Origin of the sequence: Sorangium sp. So ce1014 (assembly GCF_051521505.1) — a bacterium.
Classification (GTDB): domain Bacteria; phylum Myxococcota_A; class Polyangia; order Polyangiales; family Polyangiaceae; genus Sorangium.
The window spans coordinates 6,440,999-6,462,623 of record NZ_CP150356.1 but is presented as its reverse complement, the minus strand read 5'-3'; the positions used below and the strand labels follow the sequence as shown (position 1 = coordinate 6,462,623).

13 protein-coding genes are annotated in these 21,625 nt (G+C 72.3%); 8 read left to right on the top strand and 5 right to left on the bottom strand.

All coding sequences use genetic code 11. From position 1 onward, the window contains the following. Positions 1 to 354 precede the first annotated feature (354 nt). Positions 355 to 1,845 (top strand): DUF1592 domain-containing protein, encoded by a 1,491-nt coding sequence (locus WME75_RS24300; RefSeq protein ID WP_437475761.1) that lies wholly within the window; start codon positions 355 to 357, stop codon positions 1,843 to 1,845. A gap of 30 nt (positions 1,846 to 1,875) precedes the next feature. Next, positions 1,876 to 3,240 carry a DUF1552 domain-containing protein gene (locus WME75_RS24295; RefSeq protein WP_437475760.1) on the top strand — a complete coding sequence of 455 codons (1,365 nt, stop codon included), beginning with the start codon at positions 1,876 to 1,878 and terminating at the stop codon, positions 3,238 to 3,240. Between the two features lie 72 nt (positions 3,241 to 3,312). Here the strand turns inward: WME75_RS24295 and WME75_RS24290 are convergent, their stop codons facing one another. Then, the gene (locus tag WME75_RS24290; protein WP_437475759.1) at positions 3,313 to 4,233 is read right to left on the bottom strand and encodes an AraC family transcriptional regulator; all 921 of its coding nucleotides are present in this window, start codon (positions 4,231 to 4,233) and stop codon (positions 3,313 to 3,315) included. A gap of 70 nt (positions 4,234 to 4,303) precedes the next feature. Here WME75_RS24290 and WME75_RS24285 point away from each other — a divergent pair, with 70 nt between their 5' ends. Then, positions 4,304 to 5,038 carry an SDR family oxidoreductase gene (locus WME75_RS24285; protein WP_437494911.1) on the top strand — a complete coding sequence of 245 codons (735 nt, stop codon included), beginning with the start codon at positions 4,304 to 4,306 and terminating at the stop codon, positions 5,036 to 5,038. Positions 5,039 to 5,236: 198 nt separating this feature from the next. On the opposite strand, the gene WME75_RS24280 is transcribed toward WME75_RS24285, so the two are convergent. Continuing rightward, positions 5,237 to 6,826: a non-reducing end alpha-L-arabinofuranosidase family hydrolase gene (locus WME75_RS24280; protein WP_437475758.1), complete on the bottom strand. Its 1,590-nt coding sequence runs from the start codon at positions 6,824 to 6,826 to the stop codon at positions 5,237 to 5,239. 166 nt (positions 6,827 to 6,992) lie between these two features. Continuing rightward, positions 6,993 to 8,456 (bottom strand): endo-1,4-beta-xylanase, encoded by a 1,464-nt coding sequence (locus tag WME75_RS24275; protein WP_437475757.1) that lies wholly within the window; start codon positions 8,454 to 8,456, stop codon positions 6,993 to 6,995. A 787-nt stretch (positions 8,457 to 9,243) separates the two neighbouring features. On the opposite strand from WME75_RS24275, the gene WME75_RS24270 reads away from it, so the two are divergent. Both WME75_RS24270 and WME75_RS24265 read left to right on the top strand, forming a co-directional pair. After that, complete coding sequence (locus WME75_RS24270; protein ID WP_437475756.1) at positions 9,244 to 10,359, top strand: hypothetical protein; 1,116 nt, start codon at positions 9,244 to 9,246, stop codon at positions 10,357 to 10,359. 249 nt (positions 10,360 to 10,608) lie between these two features. Further along, positions 10,609 to 12,042 carry a sigma 54-interacting transcriptional regulator gene (locus WME75_RS24265; RefSeq protein WP_437475755.1) on the top strand — a complete coding sequence of 478 codons (1,434 nt, stop codon included), beginning with the start codon at positions 10,609 to 10,611 and terminating at the stop codon, positions 12,040 to 12,042. A 51-nt stretch (positions 12,043 to 12,093) separates the two neighbouring features. Here WME75_RS24265 and WME75_RS24260 read toward each other — a convergent pair whose 3' ends face one another. Continuing rightward, a complete protein-coding gene (locus WME75_RS24260) occupies positions 12,094 to 13,803 on the bottom strand; it encodes a hypothetical protein (protein WP_437475754.1) in 1,710 nt (569 codons plus the stop codon). Positions 13,804 to 13,850: 47 nt separating this feature from the next. Then, complete coding sequence (locus tag WME75_RS24255; protein ID WP_437475753.1) at positions 13,851 to 17,837, bottom strand: protein kinase domain-containing protein; 3,987 nt, start codon at positions 17,835 to 17,837, stop codon at positions 13,851 to 13,853. Between the two features lie 29 nt (positions 17,838 to 17,866). Between WME75_RS24255 and WME75_RS24250 the strand changes: the two genes are divergently transcribed. From WME75_RS24250 to WME75_RS24240, 3 genes are all read left to right on the top strand, one after another. Continuing rightward, positions 17,867 to 19,327: a serine/threonine-protein kinase gene (locus tag WME75_RS24250; protein WP_437475752.1), complete on the top strand. Its 1,461-nt coding sequence runs from the start codon at positions 17,867 to 17,869 to the stop codon at positions 19,325 to 19,327. Between the two features lie 400 nt (positions 19,328 to 19,727). Next, positions 19,728 to 20,411 carry a hypothetical protein gene (locus WME75_RS24245; protein WP_437475751.1) on the top strand — a complete coding sequence of 228 codons (684 nt, stop codon included), beginning with the start codon at positions 19,728 to 19,730 and terminating at the stop codon, positions 20,409 to 20,411. 175 nt (positions 20,412 to 20,586) lie between these two features. Further along, the gene (locus WME75_RS24240; protein ID WP_437475750.1) at positions 20,587 to 21,252 is read left to right on the top strand and encodes a hypothetical protein; all 666 of its coding nucleotides are present in this window, start codon (positions 20,587 to 20,589) and stop codon (positions 21,250 to 21,252) included. Positions 21,253 to 21,625 lie beyond the last annotated feature (373 nt).

The following is a 21,625-nucleotide window of genomic DNA, read 5'->3' as shown; positions in this document are numbered from 1 at the left end:
CTGCCAGCGGTGATCCACCCGGGGACCACGGTCAGGTGCTCTACGTTCCGTCACGCCGGGCGAGATGGGCATCGTAGTGCGAGCAGTTGCTCTCAGGCATCGTCGCCAGATGTGGGTACCCGTGCGTCGTCACCCCTCGCAGTATCGGAGAGCAAGATGAAGAAACCGTCCGGGCACGAGCTCCGTTCCTCAAGAGAAGTCGCCGCCGTTTGTGCGCTCGCGTTCGCGGCCGCGTGCACGGGCACGCTGGGTGATTCGGTGGATGGCGCTGGGGGATCCCCCGCCGAAAACGATGGACCGTCGACGGGCTCGGCCCCTCCGCCGTTCCAACCCGCGGTCGGGATGCTGCGTCGTTTGACGAGAACGCAATTCGGCAACGCCGTGCGCGACGTGTTCGGCGTGGAGGTCAATCTCGATGCGCTCGACTCCGACAGCTGGAACGGAAACTTTGCGGTCATCGGCGCCGCGACCGTCGTGACTTCGGAACGAGGCGTCGAGCAGTACCACACAGCCATCGAGAGCGCGGTGGACGCGGTGTTCAAGGATTCCGCGAAGCGGGAGCAGTTCATCGGTTGCACGCCCAGCGGCGCGCAAGACGACGCTTGCGTACGCGGTTTCCTCCAGGTGCTGGGGCTTCGAGCGTGGCGCCGCCCGCTCGAGACAGCCGAGGTCGACAGGCTCGCGGCGGTCGCCAGCGAGGCCGCGACCGAGCTCGGCAGCGCCGTCGAGGGGGCCCGCTGGGCGACGGTGGCTCTCTTCTCGTCGCCGAACTTTCTGTATCGTCCGGAGCTCGGAGCTCCGAGCGCCGATGGGTCGCTTCGCGTGACGGGCTACGAGATGGCGTCCCGGCTCTCGTTTCTCGTGTGGAACAGCCTGCCGGACAAGGCGTTGCTCGACGAGGCCGCGAGCGGGATGCTCGACACCGTCGAGGGTATTCGTGCCGCGGCGACGCGGCTGCTCGACGCGCCCGCTGGACGCGAGGCCATCGGTGCCTTCGCCGAGGAGTACATGCGGCTCGATCGAATCGGCACGCAGGCCAAGGACTCGGCGCTATTTCCGGAGTACGGCGCCGCGCTGAAGGCGGCGATGGTTCGCGACATGCGGGGCACCTGGGAGGTCCTCGCGTTCGATGAGCAAGCGAGCGCGCTCGACCTGTTCTCGACCACGAAGGTCGTCGTCAACACGGAGCTCGCCGAGGTCTACGGCCTCGACACGACCGGCCTGAGCTCCAGCACCTTCGAGGTTCGCTCGTTGCCCGCGGACGGCCCGCGCGTCGGGATCCTCGGCAAGGCCGGCTTCCTCTCGCAGTTCGCCAACCAGAAAGAGGGGTCGCCCACGTTGCGCGGCAAGTTCATGCGTGACGCCCTCATGTGCACGCCCGTACGGCCGCCCCCCGGTAACGTCGCGCTCGAGCTCCCGGAGCCGCCTGCGGACAGGCCCCTCACGAAACGTCAGCGGCTCGAGGCCCACCGGACCGCTCCTGCCTGCGCCGCCTGTCATGCCTACATGGACCCGCTCGGCCTGCCGCTCGAGACGTTCGACGCGATCGGCCGTTACCGCACGACCGACCATGGCCTGCCGATCGACTCCAGCGGCGACTTCGACGGGGAGCCGGTCGCCGACGCGCGCGAGCTCGGGATGACCGTCAGCGCGAGCGACGAGGTCGCTCGATGCCTCGTCCGCAAGTACTACTCGTATGCAGCAGGCCACGAAGAGCGACCCGTGGACGGCAGCGTGCTGAACACGCTGGCCGCTTCGTTCGAGGCGTCGGGGCTCAAGCTGCGCGACCTCGTCCTCGACGTCGTGACGAACGAAGCCTTTTCATCCGTCGCCCCCCAACCCTGAACGCACGGTACCCCCATGACCATCAAAGCCTTGAACCGACGAACTGTTCTCCGGGGCATGCTGGCGACGGGCGCCGCCGTCACCCTCCCGCTCCCGCTGCTGGAGATCATGCTGAACCAGAGCGGCACGGCGCTCGCCCAGTCGAATACGCCGGTTTCGCCGCTCTACGTCACGTGGTTCTTCGGGAACGGTACGCTGCCCGGCCGCTGGAAGCCGGCGCGCACGGGCTCCGGTTCGGCCTGGGAGCTCAGTCCCCAGCTCCAGCCGCTCGCGGAGCACAAGTCTCATCTCACGGTGATCAGCGGCCTCGAGAACAAGCTCGTTGTATCCGGCTCCGAGCACCCCACGGGGTCGGCGGGGGCCACGACCGGCGCGCCGCTCAGCGGGAACGCCGTGCGGGCCCCATCCATCGACCAGGTCGTCGCGAACCTCATCTCCGAGGGGGCGCCGTACCGCTCTCTGGAGGTGGGATTGACGCCGGCGACGCCGGGCGGCGCTCCGGACTCGCTGCATACGGTCTCACACAAGGGACCGAACTCGCGCAACAACCCGGAGTTCGACCCAAGGGCCGTGTTCAATCGGCTGTTCATGGGCGGCACGCCCGTGCCCAACGACGAAGAAGCGGACCAGGCCACGAAGCTCGCGAACGTCCGGAAGAGCGTGCTCGACTCGATCCTGCAAGACGGCGCGAGCCTGCAGCAGCGGCTCGGGGCGGCCGACAGGCAACGCGTGGAGCAGCACCTCGAGTCGATCCGCGCCATCGAGCGGCGCCTCGAGACGACGACGACGCCCGGCGGCGGCTCGCCGCCCGCATGCAGCAGCCCGACGGCCCCCACCGCCGGCAAGGACTCGCAGAGCGAGGCGCCCCCGCAGGTGAACACCGCCATGGTCGAGCTCTCGGCGCTCGCGCTCGCCTGCGAGAGGACCCGCGTGCTCTCGTTCATGTTCTCGCTGCCCGCCGCGCACGTCTATTACCGGCACCTCGCGCAGGATATGAACGACGACTTTCACGACACCATCTGTCACGGGGATGCCGGAGATCAATCGAGTCAGCCTCGCGTCGACAAGGGCGTGATTTACACGATGCGCTGCCTGAACGAGCTCTTGACGAAGCTCAAGAGCACGCCACACGGCAGCTCGAACCTGCTCGACAACACGCTCGTGTACGTCACGTCCGACACCGCCTGGGGCAAGGTACACACGAAGGCAGAATGGCCGGTGCTCCTCGCGGGGAAAGCCGGAGGACGGCTGCGCGGCGACGAGCATCACAACTTCCCCGGCGATAACCTGAGCAAAGCGCTCCTGACGATCGCCCAGGTCATGGGCTCGACCGCGACGGAGATCGGCCTCGACGCGGGGCGGGTCACGTCACCGCTCGCGGGCATCCAGGTCTGAGCGCGGCGTCGCGGCGCCCGGAAGACGCGCGCTGCAGGCGCTCGGTGTGCCCGCCAGGGAGCGGCGCGCCCCTCAAGCGACGCTCCGCGGCGGATACCCGAACGTGCGCTTGAACGCATGGGCGAAGGCGCTCTGCGAGCCATAGCCGACCTCGGCCGCCACGCTCGCGATGGGGGCCCGCCCCTCGCTCAGCAATCGTCGCGCCAGCACCATGCGCCAGTGAGTGAGATAATCGAGCGGCGGCCGGCCAACGCGCGCCACGAAGCGGGCTGAGAAGGCGGAGCGCGACATGCCGACACGCGCCGCCAGCCTGGCCACCGTCCAGGGCTCGGCCACCTCGCCGTGCATGAGCCGGAGCGCCGCGCCGACCTGCCGGTCTGCCAGGGCGCCGATCCAGCCGACGCGATCCTCGGCGCCCATCGCGATATAGGCACGGATCGCCTCGACCAGGAGGATCTCCGCCAGGCGGTCGATGATGAGCGGGGCCCCCGGCCGGTCCTCGCCGGTCTCTGCCTCCAGGCACGCCAACGTCCGCGCGACGGCTCCCGCCCCGGGCGAGGCGCGATCGACGCGGAGGAACGCGGGCAGCGCCTCCAGGATGAAGGCCGCATCGCCATCGGCGAAGTCGACGCTCCCGCCCAGAAGGCCTGTCTGGAGGCCGTCGCCCAGGCGCAAGACGTCATGGCCCGGCTGCGCGTAGAAGGGCGCGCCGTCCACCGGCTCGATCGCAGGGTCGCTCGCTGCCGTATAGGGAGTATCGCCGATCAGGAACACGTCGCCCGCTGTCAGCGCCTCCGGCGGGTGGTCGGGCAGGAGCATCCAGCACCGCCCGCGCAGGAGGGCGACGAACTTCAGCCTGGCCTTGCCGGGAAAGGCGAGCGCCCAGTCGCCCGACGCCTCGAAGCGCGTGGACCTGACGCTGCGCACGCCCAGGGCCGACAGCACATCGGAGAGGGGATCCAGCGTCTCTCTGGACGATCGCGACAAAATCATGGCCGAACAATCATGGAACGACCGGCCTCGCCCGACTAGCCTTTTTGGAACACAACCCAGGAGGCATCACATGACCATCGAGGGCAAGGTCGTCGCGATCACGGGCGGCGGCAGAGGGATTGGCCGGGCCACAGCAATTCTTCTGGCCTCGCGCGGCGCGCGGATCGTGATCGGCGCCCGGCGCGAAGCGGAGATCGCGGCGGTCGCGGGAGAGATCGAGGCGGCCGGGGGGCGCGCGGTTCATCGAACCACCGACGTCACCAGGCGAGCGGACCTCAAGGCGCTGGTGGACCTCGCCTGCGACCGGTTTGGACGGCTCGACGTCCTCGTCAACAACGCGGGAATCGCCCCGATCTCGCGCTTCGACGCGCTGCGCGTCGATGATTGGGACGCGATGATCGACGTGAACCTCAAGGGCGTTCTTCACGGCATTGCCGCCGCGCTGCCCGTCTTCGGTCGGCAGAAGAGCGGCCACATCGTCAATGTCGTCTCCGTCGCCGGCCTCAAGGTCGTGCCCACCATGGGCGTCTACGGCGCCACCAAGAACGCGGTCCGCACGATCACCGAGGCGCTGCGCCAGGAGTCCGGGCCGAACCTGCGCGTCACCGAGATCTCCCCCGGCATGATCGCGACGGACCTCACGGACACGATCACCGACGAGGCAACGCGGAGCGCGATCCGGTCGACCGCCGATGCCATCGCGATCCCGGCGGACTCGATCGCCCGCGCCATCGCCTTCGCGATCGAGCAGCCGCCCGAGGTCAACGTCGGCAGCGTGGTTGTGTGGCCCACGGCGCAGGGCTGAGGACGGGGCGAGGCGGAAGGGGCCTGGCCCGATCGGCGGGCGGCGAGGTGTGCCTCGCCTGGCTGGGACCTTGATCTGGTGGGCAATGCGTTCGTCGGGCCGCACGGAGAGGCGGCCCGGGGCAAACGCCGGTCGAGCACCTTTCGGAGACCGCTCGATGTCGACCGGTTTCTCTGGCGGGATCTCGGGCGCGCGAGGCTAGCGCTCCGCCTGCAGCAAGCCGAGGCGATACGGGAGCTGCGAGTATTCGCCGCCCGAGCTCGGATTGCGTCCTTGATACAGGAACTGCAGATTGCAGGTGTCGATCGTCGCGGTCTCGTCGTTGCCATCGCGCACCAGCTCGCCATGGCTGATGTCATCGCTCCAGTCAGCCACGCCCGCCGCGTAGGTGACGTTGTTTTGACCTGCGAACGGCGCGTTCCAGGTATGCGCGAGCGGGGTCCACGTGCCATCGAGGCGATCCGCGGTGAATGAGCGATAGAACCTGGCGCCCGTCGGGCCGATGGCCTCGATCAAGGTCAAGTACTTGTTCATGCCTTTGATCTTGTACGTGGAGCTCCCCTCGAACAGATTGTTGCGATTCGAGTCCTGAAGGGCGATCGAGATCGGGCCAAACCCGTTCGGAAAATTCTGCACGGTGGTCTGGCTGCGGTACATCCGACCGTCGTCGCCGGTGAAGAAGAGGTAACAGCTGGCGCTGTCGCAGATCACCCAGTAATCGATGGGCAGGCTGGGCATGCCGGCCGGCGTGGACCCGAAGAAGTTCTGGGGTCTGGTCCAGGTTTCCGGGCGACTCGGGTCGCTGGTCGTGGAGAACTGCGGCGGCTGCGATTGATAGATGAGGTACCACTTGTTCTGAGGCTTGAAGAAGAACATCTGCGGCGCGCACCGATAGCCGCTGAAGCCAGGCGTGCGATCCATGTAGTAATGCGGCGCGGACGCGGCCTGGGACCAATCGGTGAAGCTCAGGTGAGTCATCTGCCAGTTCCCGGCGGTGTTCGCCGTGGTGGCGTAGATGTGCCATCGATCGTTGAAGAAGGAGACCGTCGGATCTTTGATGGACACGATATTGTGAGTCGCGTCGGACTTCGGGCTCACCAGCGTGCCGCTCGACTTCCAGCGGAAGGTGGTGGGCAAGCCGCAGCCTTCGCCGCCCCCGCTGCCGCCGCCGCCCCCGCTGCCGCCGCCGCCGCCGCTGCCCCCGCCGCTGCCCGCGCCGCCCGCGCCCGAGCTCACGGGTGTGATTCGGAATTGCTGATTGGTCCCGCCGTTCGACGCCCATTGAATCACGGCGGTGCCGTCCGCGGTGCCGCGGCCGTAGACGTCCAGGGACTTGCCGCTGCTGCGCGCGGTGAGGCGCACGAGGCCGCCGGCGACGTCCGTGAACGACCACTGCTGGTTTTCCCCACTCCAGCAGGAGTATTGCTGGATGCGGGCGCCGTCGCTGGTGGAGGCGCCCGCGACGTCCATGCACCGGTTGCTGTTGACGTTGCGGATGCGATAGTAGCCGCCGCCTGTCGATTCCATGCGGAACTGTTGCCGCGTCGAGCCGTTGCAGCTGGCGATCTGCAAGGCCGCTGCGTCAGCGGTGCTGCCTCCAGCCACCTCGACGCATTTTCCACTCTGGACGCCGACGATCGTGTAGGTCGCCGCGGTGTCGATGGTGACGCTTTCAGCCAGTTCGCCGAACTCGTGGCCGTCTTCATCGAGCGGCTCGGCGGAGACGCACGCAGCCGTGGCGGCGAACGTCGTGACCAGCGACCATCGTCTGAATCGGATTCTCATCATTATCCCCTCTGTTCAAAGGCATACGAAGCGGGAAGCAAGACTCATTCGAAGGCGCCCGGGATCGGCTGCGCAAACTCTGGCCCTACGGGTAGACTCCGCGACCTGCGACCAGGCGGGCGAGTCTGCGCAGCGAGCTCCGGACGCGCGGATCTCGACGATACGCGCGTCAGCGCCCCAGGGTGTTCATCAGCCAGGACATGGCGGGCCGCATCTGGCCGCTGCTGCTCATGAGCCCTGTGTTGGCCACCCACGTCTGGCCGCTGACGTACCCCCACAGCGTGATGCCTCTCACGCTCGGATGGTCGTAGAACATGGGGAACTGGCTCTGCATCACGCTGAGCTGCTGCGCGTCGTTCGCCAGGGCGATATCGTACTCGGTGATGTAAACCGGTAGACCGGTGGCGGCGAGCCGGTCGAGGAAGCCTTTCACCGTGCTGGTCGGCATCGAGAACGCTGCGTGGGCTTGAGCCCCGATGCCGTCGATGGGAGCCCCTGCCGCCCGAATACGGTTGACGATATTGATCGTGTTCTGATTGTCACTGCTGTACTCGATGTTGTTGTAGTCGTTGAGCAGCAAAGTGGCGTTCGGGCAGTACTGCCGCGCCCATTTGAACGATTGCACGATCCAGTCGTGGCCGCTCGATCCCGCGCCGCCGAGGGCGTTCATGTACACCGGGGTGGTGTGCGGGGGCGGCTCGTTCACGACGTCGATGATGGCGACGTCCGGGTAGCGCTGGCAGAACGCCTGGATCCACTCTTCTACCTCTGCGCGTTGCTCGCTTTGCGACAGACCGGCGAGCCAGCCCGGCTGCTGGGCACCCCAGATCAGGGTGTGGCCCTTGTAGGGGATGCCCTTTTCGCGAGCGTAATTCCGGACTCGGTCCATGCCGGCCCAGTTCATGACGTCCCGCGTGGATTCGACGGAGCCCCACTTGCCCTCGTTCTCCGGGGTGATCTGGTTCCAGTATCGGGACAGATCCGCTCGCACCTGCCCGCCGGTGGTGATGTTACCGACGAACTTGCCGCCGCCGCCACCACCGCCGCCGCCGCCGCCGCCGCCGCCGCCGCCCGCGCCGGAGCTCACGGGCGTGATTCGGAATTGCTGATTGGTCCCGCCGTTCGACGCCCATTGAATCACGGCGGTGCCGTCCGCGGTGCCGCGGCCGTAGACGTCCAGGGACTTGCCGCTGTTGCGCGCGGTGAGGCGCACGACGCCGCCGGCGACGTCCGTGAACGACCACTGCTGGTTTTCCCCACTCCAGCAGGAGTATTGCTGGATGCGGGCGCCGTCGCTGGTGGAGGCGCTCGCGACGTCCATGCAACGGTTGCTGTTGACGTTGCGGATGCGATAGTAGCTGCCGCCTGTCGATTCCATGCGGAACTGTTGCCGCGTCGAGCCGTTGCAGCTGGCGATCTGCAAGGCCGCTGCGTCAGCGGTGCTGCCTCCAGCCACCTCGACGCATTTTCCACTCTGGACGCCGACGATCGTGTAGGTCGCCGCGGTATCGATGGTGATGCTTTCAGCCAGTTCGTCGAACTCGTAGCCGTCTTCATCGAGCGGCTCGGCGGAGACGCACGCGCCGAGCGCGAGCGTCGCCAGCAGGGGCCATCGTTCAAATCGCATTCTCATGAGGTTCTCCTGTACCCAAGCGGGCATGTCGTAGGCTGTGGCGTGAAGGCGGCCCCTTCGACCCATGGATGAGTCGTTGATATGGTGTCGCTTTCCCATGGGGCCGGATCACATGGAAAGATGCTCTGTCAACCCAGGGCAGCTCCCGCAGTTGGGGCTTGACGTCTCCGAAGCGGTTGGACCTCCTCTCCTCCACCGCGTCGGTCAGGTGTCCTTTGTCGAGCCGTTGTCGGCAGAGTCGAGCCCCGTGCGCGGGCTGTCGTCCGACGTGCCGACCCCCCTCGGGACGGCATCGTCGCGGCGCTGAGGCTCAGCGCTCCGAGGAGCTCGGTGGAGATCTAAATCTCATCGTTCGAAGCAAAAGAATACCGACGAGCGTCAATGTGAACGCTCACATGACGGATGTCAACTCCAGAAGGCTGTTGAGTGGAGGCCGCCCCTTCGATGCATAGATAAGTTGTTGTTGCGGTGTCGCTTTTCCAGAGAGGCCGGATCGCATAGAGAGATGTTCTGTCAACCCAGGGCAGGGCCCGCAGCTGGGACTTGACGTCTCCGAAGCGTTTGAACTTACCTCTCTCTCTCCTCCACATCGAACTTCCTTTTCCCACATCGAACTTCCCTGTCCTCCCTCCATCGGGCTTCCTTCTCCCCGGCGCGACGGTCGGTCACCGGTAGATCCCGAGCCCTCTCGAGGGCCGCGCCGGACTCGAGATTGCGACCGCGGCGCCAGCAATCCGGCGCTTCACGCCTGGGCGCGCGCCCGGCGGGGAGGATAGGATGGCGGAGGATGGAGCCCATTTTCGTCCTGATGATCCTCTCGGGAATCGCGGGGCTCGCGAGGTGCTTCGCGCAGGCGCGTCAGGACGCAAGGCGGGCAGCCGAGGCCCGATGGCGGATCGCGCGGCCCATCTGGCAGCGCGCCGCGGCCCTGGTCGGCGGCGAGTTCAAGTCAGGGCCGGGCCAGCGGGGAGACCCCCGGATGCAGATCTCGGTGGTCTTCGAGAACGTCGCGTTGCTCGTCGACCACGACATCGATCACGGCGACGCGGCCGTCGTGCGGTACCACACCCGCATCACCGGCTCGGCGCGGAACCCGTCGGGCCTCAGGCTCCGGGTCCACGAGCAGCGGCTGCGCCGGGCGAGCGGCGGGGCCTTCCGGGCGAGGCAGGTGGACGTCGGCGACCCGGCGCTGGACGGCGCCTTCGTCGTCAAGGCCAGCATCCCGACGCTCGCGCGCTGGTGGCTCTCGCCGCCGCTGCGCGAGGCGCTCCGCGCGGCCGCCGACTACCAGCTCACGCTCGAGTCGCACCGGCTCACCGCCCTCCGCGCCGGGCTGGAGGACGACGCCGAGAAGCTCGTGAGCGCCATCCGCGCCGCCGCGCTCGTCGCGGGCCGCGGCCGGGCGCTCACGAAGGAGCTGCGGGCGCTCTCGCAGGAGCTCGGCGGGCGCCTGCTGTCGGGCGCCGCCTCGTCCGAGGGCGAGATGACCATCGAGATCGAGCACCGCAGCAGGCGGCTCACCGTGGAGTTCGGCCGGGAAGGGAAGACGGGCGCCTTCGGCACCCGCGTCCGCGCCGCCCGCGCCGCGTCGCCCTCGGAGCGATTCTCCCTGAGGCGACGGCCCAGGCGCGGCTCGGCCAGGGAAGGCCGAGGGCCGTCCGGCGACGACGCTCTGCCGCGGGCCTACGAGCTGCAGGCGGACGCGCCCGACCGGGTGGCGCAGCGCCTCGGCGACGAGCTGCGGCGCGAGATCGCCGCGCTCCGCCCGGCGGCGGTCGTGGGCGACGAGGCCGCGGTCACGCTCATCTTCGGCCAGCTCGAGACGGGGCGGGACCGGATCGAGCGCGCGATCGCGATCGTCTCCGCGCTCGCGGCGCCGAGCCCGCACGGGCCGTATCGCTGATCGCCCCGCGCGGCGGCCGGCCGGCGGGCGGAGCTCGAGGCGCGGCATCACCGCGACACCGCTGCTCACCGCGATCAGGCGACCCTGACGTCCCGGGGGCGCGCCGCGCCCGGCGACACGGCCGCGAGGCACCATGAAGCGCCGCAGGCCGGCGGGGCATGGTAGATCGTCGACCTGGGGCATGCAGGCACAGGTCGACTTCCCGGCGCCGCCTCCGCGTGCGTCCTCCCGCGGGCGGAGAGCGGCGCCATGAGCGCGGCGCGCGACGAGCCGACGACGCTGGTCCGTACCCAGCGGCGCGCCGGCTCGGGCGCCGAGCCGCGGCCGTTCCTGTTCCTCGTCTTGCAGTGCCAGCGGCCGCTGGACGCGCCGGCGCGGCTGCCGCTCGACGGGGTCGACGAGGTGGGGTTCGGGCGAGGCCCGGTGCGCTCGATCAGCCGGCGGACCGAGGGGGAACGGGCGCTGCTCGACGTGCGCCTCGAGGACGGCTGGGTGTCGTCGCGGCACGCGCGGATCACGCGCGAGGGCGGCCGGCTCCGCCTGGAGGACCTCGGCTCGACGAACGGCACCTTCGTGAACGGCGTGCCCCAGCGGAGCGCGCTCCTGGCCGAGGGGGACCTGATCGAGCTCGGGCACACGTTCTTTCTGTTCCGCGAGATCGCCGCGCCGGACGAGGCGCTCTGCGACGCGACCTCGGCGCCGGATCAGCCGTTCGGGCTCGCCACCTTCTCGCCCGCGCTGGCCGAGCGCTTCGCGTCGCTCCGGGCCGTCGCGCCCGCGAGCATCCCCGTCGTCCTCCAGGGCGAGAGCGGCACCGGCAAGGAGGTCGTCTCGCGCGCCGTCCACGCGCTCTCGGGGCGGCCCGGGCCGTTCGTCGCCATCAATTGCGGCGCGCTGCCCGACAGCCTCATCGAGTCCGAGCTGTTCGGCCACAGGAAGGGCGCCTTCTCGGGCGCGGGCGAGGACCGGCCCGGCCTCATCCGCAGCGCCGATCGGGGCACGCTCTTCCTCGACGAGATCGGCGACCTGCCCGCGGCGTCGCAGACCGCGTTCCTGCGCGTGCTGCAGGAGTCGGAGGTCGTGGCGGTCGGCGCGACGCGCCCGGTGAAGGTCGACCTCCGCGTGGTCGTCGCCACGCACCGCGACCTGCCGGCGATGGTGGAGCGCGGCGACTTCCGGGGCGATCTCTTCGCGCGCCTGTCGGGGTTCGTGCTCGAGCTGCCGCCCCTGCGAAAGCGCCGGGAGGACCTCGGCCTGCTCATCGCCGCCCTGCTCCGCCGCGCCGCCCCGGACCGGGCAGGGGAGATCTCCCTGAGCTGCGAGGCGGCGCGCGTGCTCCTCCTGCGCGAGTGGCGGCTCAACGTCCGCGAGCTGGAGAAGTGCCTGGCGACCGCGATCGTGCTCGCGGGCGGCGGCCGGGTGGAGCTCGATCACCTGCCGCCGCCCGTCGCCGTCCCGCGCAGCAGCCTCCCGCCCGAGGCCTCGAGGCCCGAGGCCCCGCCGAGCGAGCGGCCGCGGCCCGGCGCGGACGATCCGGAGCGGCGCGAGGCGCTGATCCGCCTCCTCCGCGAGCACCGGGGGAACATCAGCGCGGTGGCGAGGGCGATGGGCAAGGGGCGAACGCAGATCCACCGCTGGATCGCGCGCCACGGCATCGAGCCCGGCGACTACCGGGACGGCTGAGCGCCCCGCGGAAGGGCCGAGCGCGCCGCGGGACGGCCGAGCGGCCGCCGCTCAACGGCAGAGCGGCGCGTCGATGAACAGCGCGCCGGACACGAACCGCGCAAAGGGGGAGTCCCGGATGACGTCGGACGGGTGGTTGAGATAGACCGTGATCGGATGGTGCCATGTGCCCCCAAGGCTGCCCTTGCACTCCTGGAAATCGCCGTCGCCCTCGACGAGCCCCCCGTCGGCGACGGAGCATTGATCGAGCGGCGGACAGTCCGTGAAGGCGTGTGCGTCGCCGCAGGCGCCCACGGAGATCGCGACGCAGTCTTTTTCCTCCCCGGCGCCGGCGCAGAGGCGGTGTTCCACGTAGGCTGCCTGATCGGTCCAGTATTCGCCCGTGCAGGCGAAGGCATGTCGAAACACGGATTGTCCGGAGGCCCGAGCACCATGGAATACGCCGTCTTTCGTCACCTCGTTCAACCCCGCCGTGAGCAGGTCGTTGAGCGGGTTCTCGCCCCAGAAGCTCCCGTAGAACGCGCCCTCGCGCCAGCGAAAGACGCGCGCCTCCGGCGCCGGATACTCCGCGTCCTCGAACGATGCCTCGAGGATGGAGACGGCGCCGGGCGGCGGCGTGGGGTGCGGCCGCGGGTGGCTCGTGACGCTGAAGCGCTTGTGCTGCTGGACCAGCGCGCCAAGGACCCTCCCCAGGCCCGGGGCGCCGGCGGCGGGGCCGCTCGTCCGCGGGCCGTTCATGACGCTGAAGTGGCCGCTGGCGGGGCAGACGAAGTGGAGCGCGGGCTCGCTGCGCCCGCTGCACCGCGCCTCGCCCGGCTCGATGTGGTCGGGTGAGCTGGTGTCGCAGCCGCGGATGCCGCTGCAGACGCGGACGACCGTGTCGCCGGGAGACAGCCCGACGGCGCTCGATGGGTCGGCATCACAGTCGCCGAGCGGCTCGCCGCCGACGCCGAGGTACACGTGCGAGCCCGGGGTGCAGGAGCCGATGTGCCCGGCCGTCCAGCCACAGTCGCGCGATGCGCCCGAGACCTCGGTCGTGCACCGCGCGAAGCTCGGGATGACATCGCTGTTCTCCGTGACGGTCACCGCGCGTACGGACGGCGCCGGCGTGAGGAGCCCGGGCCGATGCTCCGGGAACGCCTGGCCTCGCATCGAGAGGGTGACATTGCGGCCCACGGCGTTCACCCGCGAGAGCAGGCACGCCGTGATGAGCTGCCGGCACTTCGCCCCCGCCGGGCCCGTGGCCCACTGAGGGCAGATCCCGATCTCGCCCGGAAATGTGGTCTTCTCGCCTGTCGATGTGTCGGTATACGAGAGGCTCTGGTCCGGCTCCAGGGCGCAGGAGGCGAGATAGCGCATCACCTCGCGCGTGGGCTCGTGGCGGAGCTGGAAGAGGAGCTCGGGCTCACCGCCGATGTCGGCGTAGCTCTCGGTCGCGAGCGGGACGCGCACCATGACGGGATTGGCGCGCGCGTTCGTGATCAGCGCGTTGCGGGTGAGCGCCCTGGCGGAGAGGCCGTTGCCATACACGCCCTGCACCGCGTCCACCCACGACGCGACAAGATCGCCGGCCGACGCGCTGCCGGCCGGCCCGGTGCCGGCCGGCCCGGTGGGGGCCGGCCCGGTGCCGGCCCCCCGCACGGAGACCAGCGGCCCGTCGAGCGAGGGGGCGTCGCCGTCGGAGACGACGCACCCCGCGCCTGCGCCGGCGATCGAGAGCCCGAGACAGAGCACAAGCCATCCATGGATCCGGTAGATCATGACGTGGTCAGATTCCTTTCTGTGTCCCGGCGAAACGGCGGACCGGTTCACGCGGTGACGGGCGATCCGGGCGTGAGGAGCGCGCGTTCGATCTCGTCGAACCGCTGCTCCCAGAAGCCCGCCGAGACCGCCCTCGCCTCCTCCAGGAACACGAGCGCCTCGCCCGCGGCGCCCGCCCGGAGGGCGGAGAGGACCGCGCCGTACAGCGCCTCGGCGTGCTCATGGAGGATCGCGGTGTGCCGCGCCTCCTGCACGAGCGCGCGCCACGCCGCAGCGTCGAACCGACCGGCTGCCCGGTCGTCCAGGGCCTGTTGCACCAGGCGTGCCAGCGTCCGGGCACAGGGGGTGAGGTCGAGCGCGGGGAGGCTCGCGCGGGCCTCGGCCAGGTGCCTGGCCGCCTCGTCGTACGCGCCGCGGGCGAGGTGGATGCGGGCGAGGAGGAGGGCGTCGTCCGGCGAAGGGCGCTGGTTGAAGAAGCGTCGCTGGAGGTCGAGGCTGCGGCGCGCGAGCGGGAGGGCCTCGTCCAGCGCGCCCATCCAGTAGCGCAGCTCGGACAGGTTCAACGTGGCCATGCGCTCGAGCTGGGCGTGGCCGAGCTCGCGGGCGAGGCGGACCGCCTCCCGCTGGTCCTCGAGGGCGCGGCCCTCGTCGCGCCGCTTCACCCACATGAAGAGCCGGTTGATGTACGCGGTGCAGAGGTGGAAGGCGTCGCCGGCGCGCAGGCAGGCCTCGACGACGGCCTCGCCGTGGCGCTCGGCCTCGTCGAGGCGGCCGGCCACCGAGAGGGAGCCGACGAGCAGCAGCCGCGCGATGACGTGCGCCTCGTGGTCGCCGAGGGCGAGCGCGCCGCGGGCGGCCTGCTCCAGCCTGGGGATCCCGTCGTCGACGCGCTGGCCGCGGCAGTCCGAGCGGCCGCTCCCGAGCAGGCAGCGCGCGTCGAGGCGGGCGTCGCCGAGGCCCGCGCAGAGCTCGGCCGCGCGCGCCGCGGCCGCCGCGGAGGCGGGGAAGTCCTCGAGCCAGTCGAGCGCGGTCGCCTCCTCGAGCAGGAGCTCGGCCGCGCGGGCCCGGTCGCCCGCGGCCTCGGCGAGCGCCCGGGCGGCGCGCAGATCGGCGAGCGACTCGCCGAGGCGCTGCAGGCGGTACCGCGCCCGGCCGCGGCCCGCGAGGGCCCGGCCGCGGGCTGCGGCGTCGCCGCCGTCGAAGAGGCGCAGGGCCGCGGTGAAGCGCTGCTCGGCCTCGACGACGTCGTGCCGGGCGAGCGCCTCCTCCGCGAGGTCGGCGTGCGCCTCCGCGGCGGTGGCGGCGTCGCCGGCGGCCGCGGCGTGGCGGGCGATCCGGGCGCGCGATCCCGCGGCGGACGGCGCGCCGAGGAGGCGCCGGAGGACGGCGGCGTGCAGCGCGCGGCGGCGGGCGGGCGGGATGCGCGCCTCGACGGCCTCGCGCAGGAGCGGGTGCCGGAAGGCGTACCGCGGCGGCGACGTCGGGAGCGCGACGAGCACGCCGGCCCGGGCGAGGCGCGCGAGGCCGACGCCGGGGTCCAGCGCGCCGGCCGGCGGCGGCGCGCCCGGGGCGTCGAGGGCGCCCTCGATCTCGGCCGGGGAGAGGTCGTCGCCGAGGATCGCCGCGCGCTCGAGCAGGTCCACGAGCGGCGGCGGCAAGGCCGCGAGCGCGCGCGCGGCGAGGCGCTCGCCGAGCGGCGCGGCGGAGAGGGAGAGCAGCTCGTGCGGCGCGAGGGTCCAGCCCTCGCCGCCCCGGGCGCGCCGGATGGCGCCGCCGACGCGCAGGGCGCAGGCGACCTCCACGAGATCGCGCGGGACGCCGCGCCCGAGCGCGCGCAGGTGATCGAGCGCGGCGCGCGGGACGAACTCCACCGGGCGCAGGTGGTCCTGGAGGAGCGCGCCCGCGGCCTCGGCGTCGAGCGGGCCGAGGTCGAGCGTGAGGCGGCGGGCGGCGCGCTCGCCCAGGCCCGGACGGAGCGAGGCGATCGACGGCCGGGCGGCGAGCACGATCGCGAGGCGCGCCGGGCTGCCCTCCGCGGTGGCCAGCTCGAGCGCGTCGAGCGCGGCCGCGTCCGCGCGGTCGGCGTCGTCGAGCAGCAGCGCGAGCGGCGCGGCGGCGGCGAGGACGGCGGCGAGCGCCCGCGCCTCGGCGTGGCGGCGCGCGCCCGCCGCCTCGAGCAGGGGCGCGGCCGCGGGAGCCCGGCCGGCGATCCGCCCGAAGGCGAGCCCCACGGCTGGCCACGCGCGGGCGGCCTCCGGCGCGCCCAGGCGGCGGGCGAGCGCCGCGTCGACGGTCGCGTCGAGCGCGCCGCTGGCCGGGAGGTCCAGGGCGGCCCGCAGGAGCGCGACGAGGGTCGCGCCGCGCTCGGCCTCTTCCGGTCCGGGGGCGTCCGCGGCGTGCACGGTCGCGCCGCCGGCGCGGAGCGCGGCCGCGAGCGCGCCGAGGAAGCGGGTCTTGCCGTGCCCCTCCGCGCCGAGCACGGTGACGAGCGCCGGCCCGCCGCCGGCGAGCGCCTCCGTCACGGCGGCGACGGCCGCGGCGAGCGCGGCGTCGCGTCCGCGCAGGGCGGTCTCGCCGGGCTCGCCGGGGGGCGTGTCGTGCGGATCGGGGGGCGTGTCGTGCGGATCGGCGGGCGTGTCGTGCGGGTCCTCCGCGAGCGCGCGCTGGGCTTCGGCCGTGAGGAGGATCGGCGGCGCGGCGCCCGCGTTCTCCGGGCCGGCCCCCCACGCCTCGGCGGTCTCCAGCGCGGTGCCCGCGAGCGTGATGCCGTGCGCGCCCTCGCGCACCCGGAGCTGCGCCAGCTGGACAACGAGCGGTGGCGCCGCCAGGCCGGCAGCGAGGAGGCGCCGGGCTGCGCGCACCGCCGCGCGCACCCCGGCGCTCGGCCCCGCGGCGGCGGGGAAGGCGAGCACCGTGTGCTCCCCGCGAAAGCGCGCCAGGATGCCGCCTTCCGCGCGCGTTGTGGCGACGACGGCGAGCGCGCCGGTGCGCTCGCCCGCGCGCAGGGCGAGCAGCGCCACCGGCCGGCGCTGGCCGGTGGCGGGCGCGCGCGCGTCGGCGCTGGCTGCGCGCCCGCTGGACGAGGCCGCGCGCGCCTCCAGCGCCGCCGTGAGCGCGCGCGCCACGTCGCTCGCGCGGGCCGGGCGAGCTTCGGGGTCCTTCGCCAGGCAGCGGAGGACAGCCTCGTCGGCGGCCGGCGGGAGCCGCGCGAACGACGAGGGCGGATCCGGCCGGCGCGCCACATGGGCCTGCCGCACCTCCGCCGCCTCGCCCACGAACGGCGGCCGGCCGGTGAGCAGCTCGAAGATCACCGCGCCGAGCGCGTAGACGTCCGCCCGTGGGCCCACGCCGCCCGCGCCGAGGCACTGCTCCGGCGCCATGTACGCCGCCGTCCCGAGGACCGCGCCGGTGCGCGTCAGGTCGGGCCCGAGCGCGCCCTTCGCGCCGTCCGCATCGCGCGCCGGCGCCGCGAGGCCGAAGTCGATCAGCGCCACCTCGCCCCCGGGCCGCAGCCACACGTTCTCGGGCTTGAGGTCGCGGTGCACGAGGCCGGCGTCGTGCACCGCGTCGAGCGCCGCCGCGAGCGCGTGCACGAGCGCCGCCGCCTCCTCGAGCGGCATCGCGCCCGCGCCCGGCAGATCCGCGAGGCGCGACGCGAGCGAGCTGCCCTCGAGCCGCTCCAGCGCGAGGAACGGGCGGCGGTCGGCGGCGTGACCGCGGCCGAGCAGCGCGGGCGCCAGCGGGGGCGCGAGGCGGGCGAGCGCTGCGGCCTCGCGCGCGATCCGTCCGTCGTCCTGCCGCCGCGCCACCTTGAGCGCCACGGCGCGGCCGTCGTCCTCGCGCGTCGCCGCGTAGACGCGCGCGAACCCGCCCTCGCCGAGCATCTGTTCGACGCGGAACCCCGGGATGCGCGGGGGCGGCTGCGGATCGACCGCCTCGGCGGCGCCGCTCACCGGCGGCGGCGCGAGCGGGTGCCCCGGGCACGCGGCGCCGGCCTGCCCGGGCAGGCGGCGATGGCACTCGGAGCAGCGCATGAGGCGCGAGTATACTGGGGTAGGTTGCCATGGTGCCGCCTGCCGAGCTCATCCCTGAAGAGACCGCCGTCATCTCGGGTCGCCCGGAGGAGCTGCAGACGACCGCCGCCGGCGACGCGCTCCCCGCCGGCGCCGTGGTCGGGGGCTACCGGCTCGACGAGGTGCGTCTCGCGGGCGGCTTCGGCGTCGTGCACCGCGCCTGGCCGCTCGGGGGCGGCGCGGCGGTCGCGCTGAAGGTGCTCCGCCGCGAGCTGTCGCTCCTGCCGGCGATGCTCCGGCGCTTCCAGCAGGAGGCGGAGGTGCTCGCGCGGCTCAGGCACCCGTCGATCGTCGAGGTCCGCGGCGTCGGCGCGCTCGATGACGGCCGGCCGTACATCGCGATGGAGTGGGTCGAGGGCCGGAGCCTCGCGGCCGAGCTGCGCGCGCGCGGCGCCCTCTCGCCGCCCGAGGCGGTCGCGCTGCTCGAGGAGGTCGGCGGCGCGCTCGCGGCCGCGCACGCGATCGGCGTCGTGCACCGCGACGTGAAGGCCCAGAACGTCATGATCCGCCCTGTCGCCGGCGGGGGCGGCGCGCGGGGCATCAAGCTCGTCGATTTCGGCATCGCCAAGCTCCTCCGCCCGCCTGGGAGCGGGCGCGGTGGCGAGCGCGGTGGCGAGCGCGGTGGCGAGCGCGGTGAAAAGAGCAGCAGCCTGATCCTCGGCACGCCGCTCACGATGGCGCCGGAGCAGATCCTCGGCGGCGCGGTGGACGCGCGGACGGACATCTATGCGGTCGGCCTGCTCGCCTACCAGCTCGTGACGGCCGAGCTGCCGTTCCAGGGCGCGGATGCGGTCGAGACCGAGGAGATGCACCTGCGCGCGCCGCCGCCCCGCCCGAGCGAGCGCGCCCCCGTGTCGGCCGCGTTCGACGCCGTGGTGCGCCGCTGCCTCGCGAAGGAGCCGGCGGACAGGTACGCGAGCGTCTCCGAGCTGCTCGCGGCCCTGCGCGGGGCCGTCGCCGCGCCGGGCGCCGGGGGCGCGGCGCCGGCGCCCGGCGGCGTCGACGAGCCGCGCGGGCCCGGCGCCGCGCTGCTCGTCGAGGCCCGGCTGGCCGCGCCGGACGACGCCGGCGACGAGGCGCTCGCCGACGTGGAGCGCCTGCTCCAGGCGGCGCGGGCGGCGCTCTTCCGGATCGGGGCGACGCTCGTGGTCGAGAGCGCCGACGCGCTGCTGGCGACGCTGCCCGCGCCGTACGAACGCGCGCCGGAGCGGGCGCTCGGGTGGGTCCTCGAGCTCTGGGCGGAGCTCGGCGCGCGGGCCGGCGCGAGCCCCGAGGTCCTCCCGCGCCTTCTGCTGCACGCGGCCGTGCCCGAGGCGCTGCGCCGCTGGGCGCCCGGTCCGACCGGGGCGGGGGTATTCGTGACCGACGCGTTCGCCGGGAGGCTCGCCGGGACGAGCGAGCGCGCGCCGCTCCCGGCCGCGGGCGGCGCGCTGCGCCGGGTGGCGCCCTGAGCGGCGCCGCGGCCGGGTACGGGGGCGCGCTGCCACTGTCCCTGCCACAGGGGGTGTGACAGGGGGCGATGTGACAGGGGGCGATGTGACAGGGGCGATGTGACAGGGGACAGCCGGCGTGTGTCAGGGGGCGCCGGCGTGGCGCTGCCGTGCCGCGAGGGCCGCATTCATGGCATCCGCCGCGCGCCGACGAGCGGGCTGCCGGGTCGAGGGTCTTCCGCGGAGCGCGCGGCGCCGCCGCGATGGCCGTGGCGGGTGCCACGGCGTCGCGTCCGCCCGGCGCTGGCAAGGTGCTTGCGATGTCGCGGCGTCGCGGGGCGCTGCCGCGACCGGGCCATCCTGGCCCGCTGGGCGGCCGGCGCCGCTGCCTCGACAACAAGATAGCTGAGGAGACATCGTCATGCGCATCGTTCGCTCTGCATTCGCGCTCTTCGCCCTGTTCGCGGCCGGCTGCGCCGTCGACGCGACCGACCCCGAGCTCGCGGTGGACGCCCCGCCCCTCTCGGAGAGCTGGACCGTCAGCACCGTCGCGTCGAACACGACGTGGAATTCGGGCCTTGTCGCGAATCTCGCCTCGGGGTTCATTCACTGCAACCTCGACTACGGTGAAGGATACATGCTGACTGACCTCAGCGTGAACGAGGAGCCCATCGCCAATCCGGCCGAGTTCATCGCCAGCATGAACGGCATGTGTCGGGAGTTCGACCTCCCGGCTCCCGCCCTTCCGCGGACCGGCAATCTCGGGTACGCGAACATCTTCTCTGCGGCCAGCTACCGCCCCGGCCTGCGCTGGGCTCAGGTCCCCGCGATCGACTCTTATCCCATCGGATTGCAGCTCAGGGTGGGCGGCGGCAACACCCACGTGAAGGACGTGCGCATCGCGTACGCTCACAAGGACGCGACCGGGATGGCCCTCGACGTCGCCGCGCCTTCCTACACGCCCTGGGCGATCGGGTACGCCGGGAGCATCGTGACCCTGAGCTGCCCGGCCCAGGAGGTGATGGCGGGCCTGGATCTCCGGTACGACACGGTCGCGGGGCAGATCCGGAGGGTCGAACTTCACTGCCGAGCGCTGGCTTACTGAGCGAGCCGGCGGCCGGCGCGTCTTCCGGGGGCTCGGCCTCCGGCGGCGCCGGACCGGGCGGCGCCGGATCGGGCGGCGCTACCTTTCCACGGCGGGATCGTGCACCATGCCGCGAGGGTGCCCCGGGGGTGCGAGCCGAGCTCCCGCGGTGGCATCGGCCGGATGACATGACGACATGACGACCCTCCTGCTCCCCGAGGACGCGCTCGCGCGCCTGCGCCGCGCCGGGCTCGCCACCCAGATCGACGCCGCGGTCTTCGCGGCCGCGTGCGACGAGGAGCGCGCCGGCGCGCCGCTCGACGCCGAGGTCGCGCTCTCGGCCCTGGCGTCGATCTACGGCGTGCGCGGTCCCACGGAGGCGAGCGCCTCCGACGGCGTGTTCGTGGTGGACGAGCACGCTGCTTCCGACCCGAAGGTCCTCGCGGCCGTGTGGCTCACCTTCGAGCGGTGGCTCGAGCGCGCGATCCCCGTCTCGGTGGCGACCGACCTCGACGAGCTCGTCTCGTACGCGGGCGACATGTGCTTTCTTCGCCGGCACGCGAGCGAGGCGGGGGAGGCGCCCTGTCTCTATTCCATCGACGGGTGGCGCACGGGCGACGACGCGTCCTTCTCGCTCTATGTGCTGCGGCGCGACGGCGAGCCGCTCTATGCGCTCGGCGTGCCGGTCCAGTTCCACGTGCACCCGGACACGGAGGCCGCGGCCGCCGGCATCTTCCGCGTCGACGGCGTCACGGACAGCTACCGCGAGCACGCCCCGGCGTGCGCCGTTTGCCGCGACGCGCTCCGGAGCGCCGCCGATCGGGGCGTCCTGCCCGACGAGTTCCGGCCGCTCCTCGGCTGATCAGCCCCGCTATGCGGCTGGGCGCAGCGTCGGGTGCATCCGCGGGTTGGGCCGTCTACTCCAGCACCTTGGTCGCTGAAGGGGTGGCGTAGCCCGTTTCTTGGCAACGGGAAGCCGGAATTTAACGCAAAGGCGCAAAGGCGCAAAGGCGCAAAAAAGCAAGGGAGGGGGAAAGTCATTCCTGCAATCCGTTGACCACGGAGCAGCCCCGGACCTCCAAGGCTGCGATGCACCTCGAGCGCCGCGTCGCCGACGATCTTGGCCATCTCATTCTCATTTATTTCCCCCTCCGTTGTTTTGCGCCTTTGGTGCGCCAGGCAAGCCTGGGCGAGGAGGAAGCTCATGTAGAAAGCTGAAACCTTGCGATGGAACC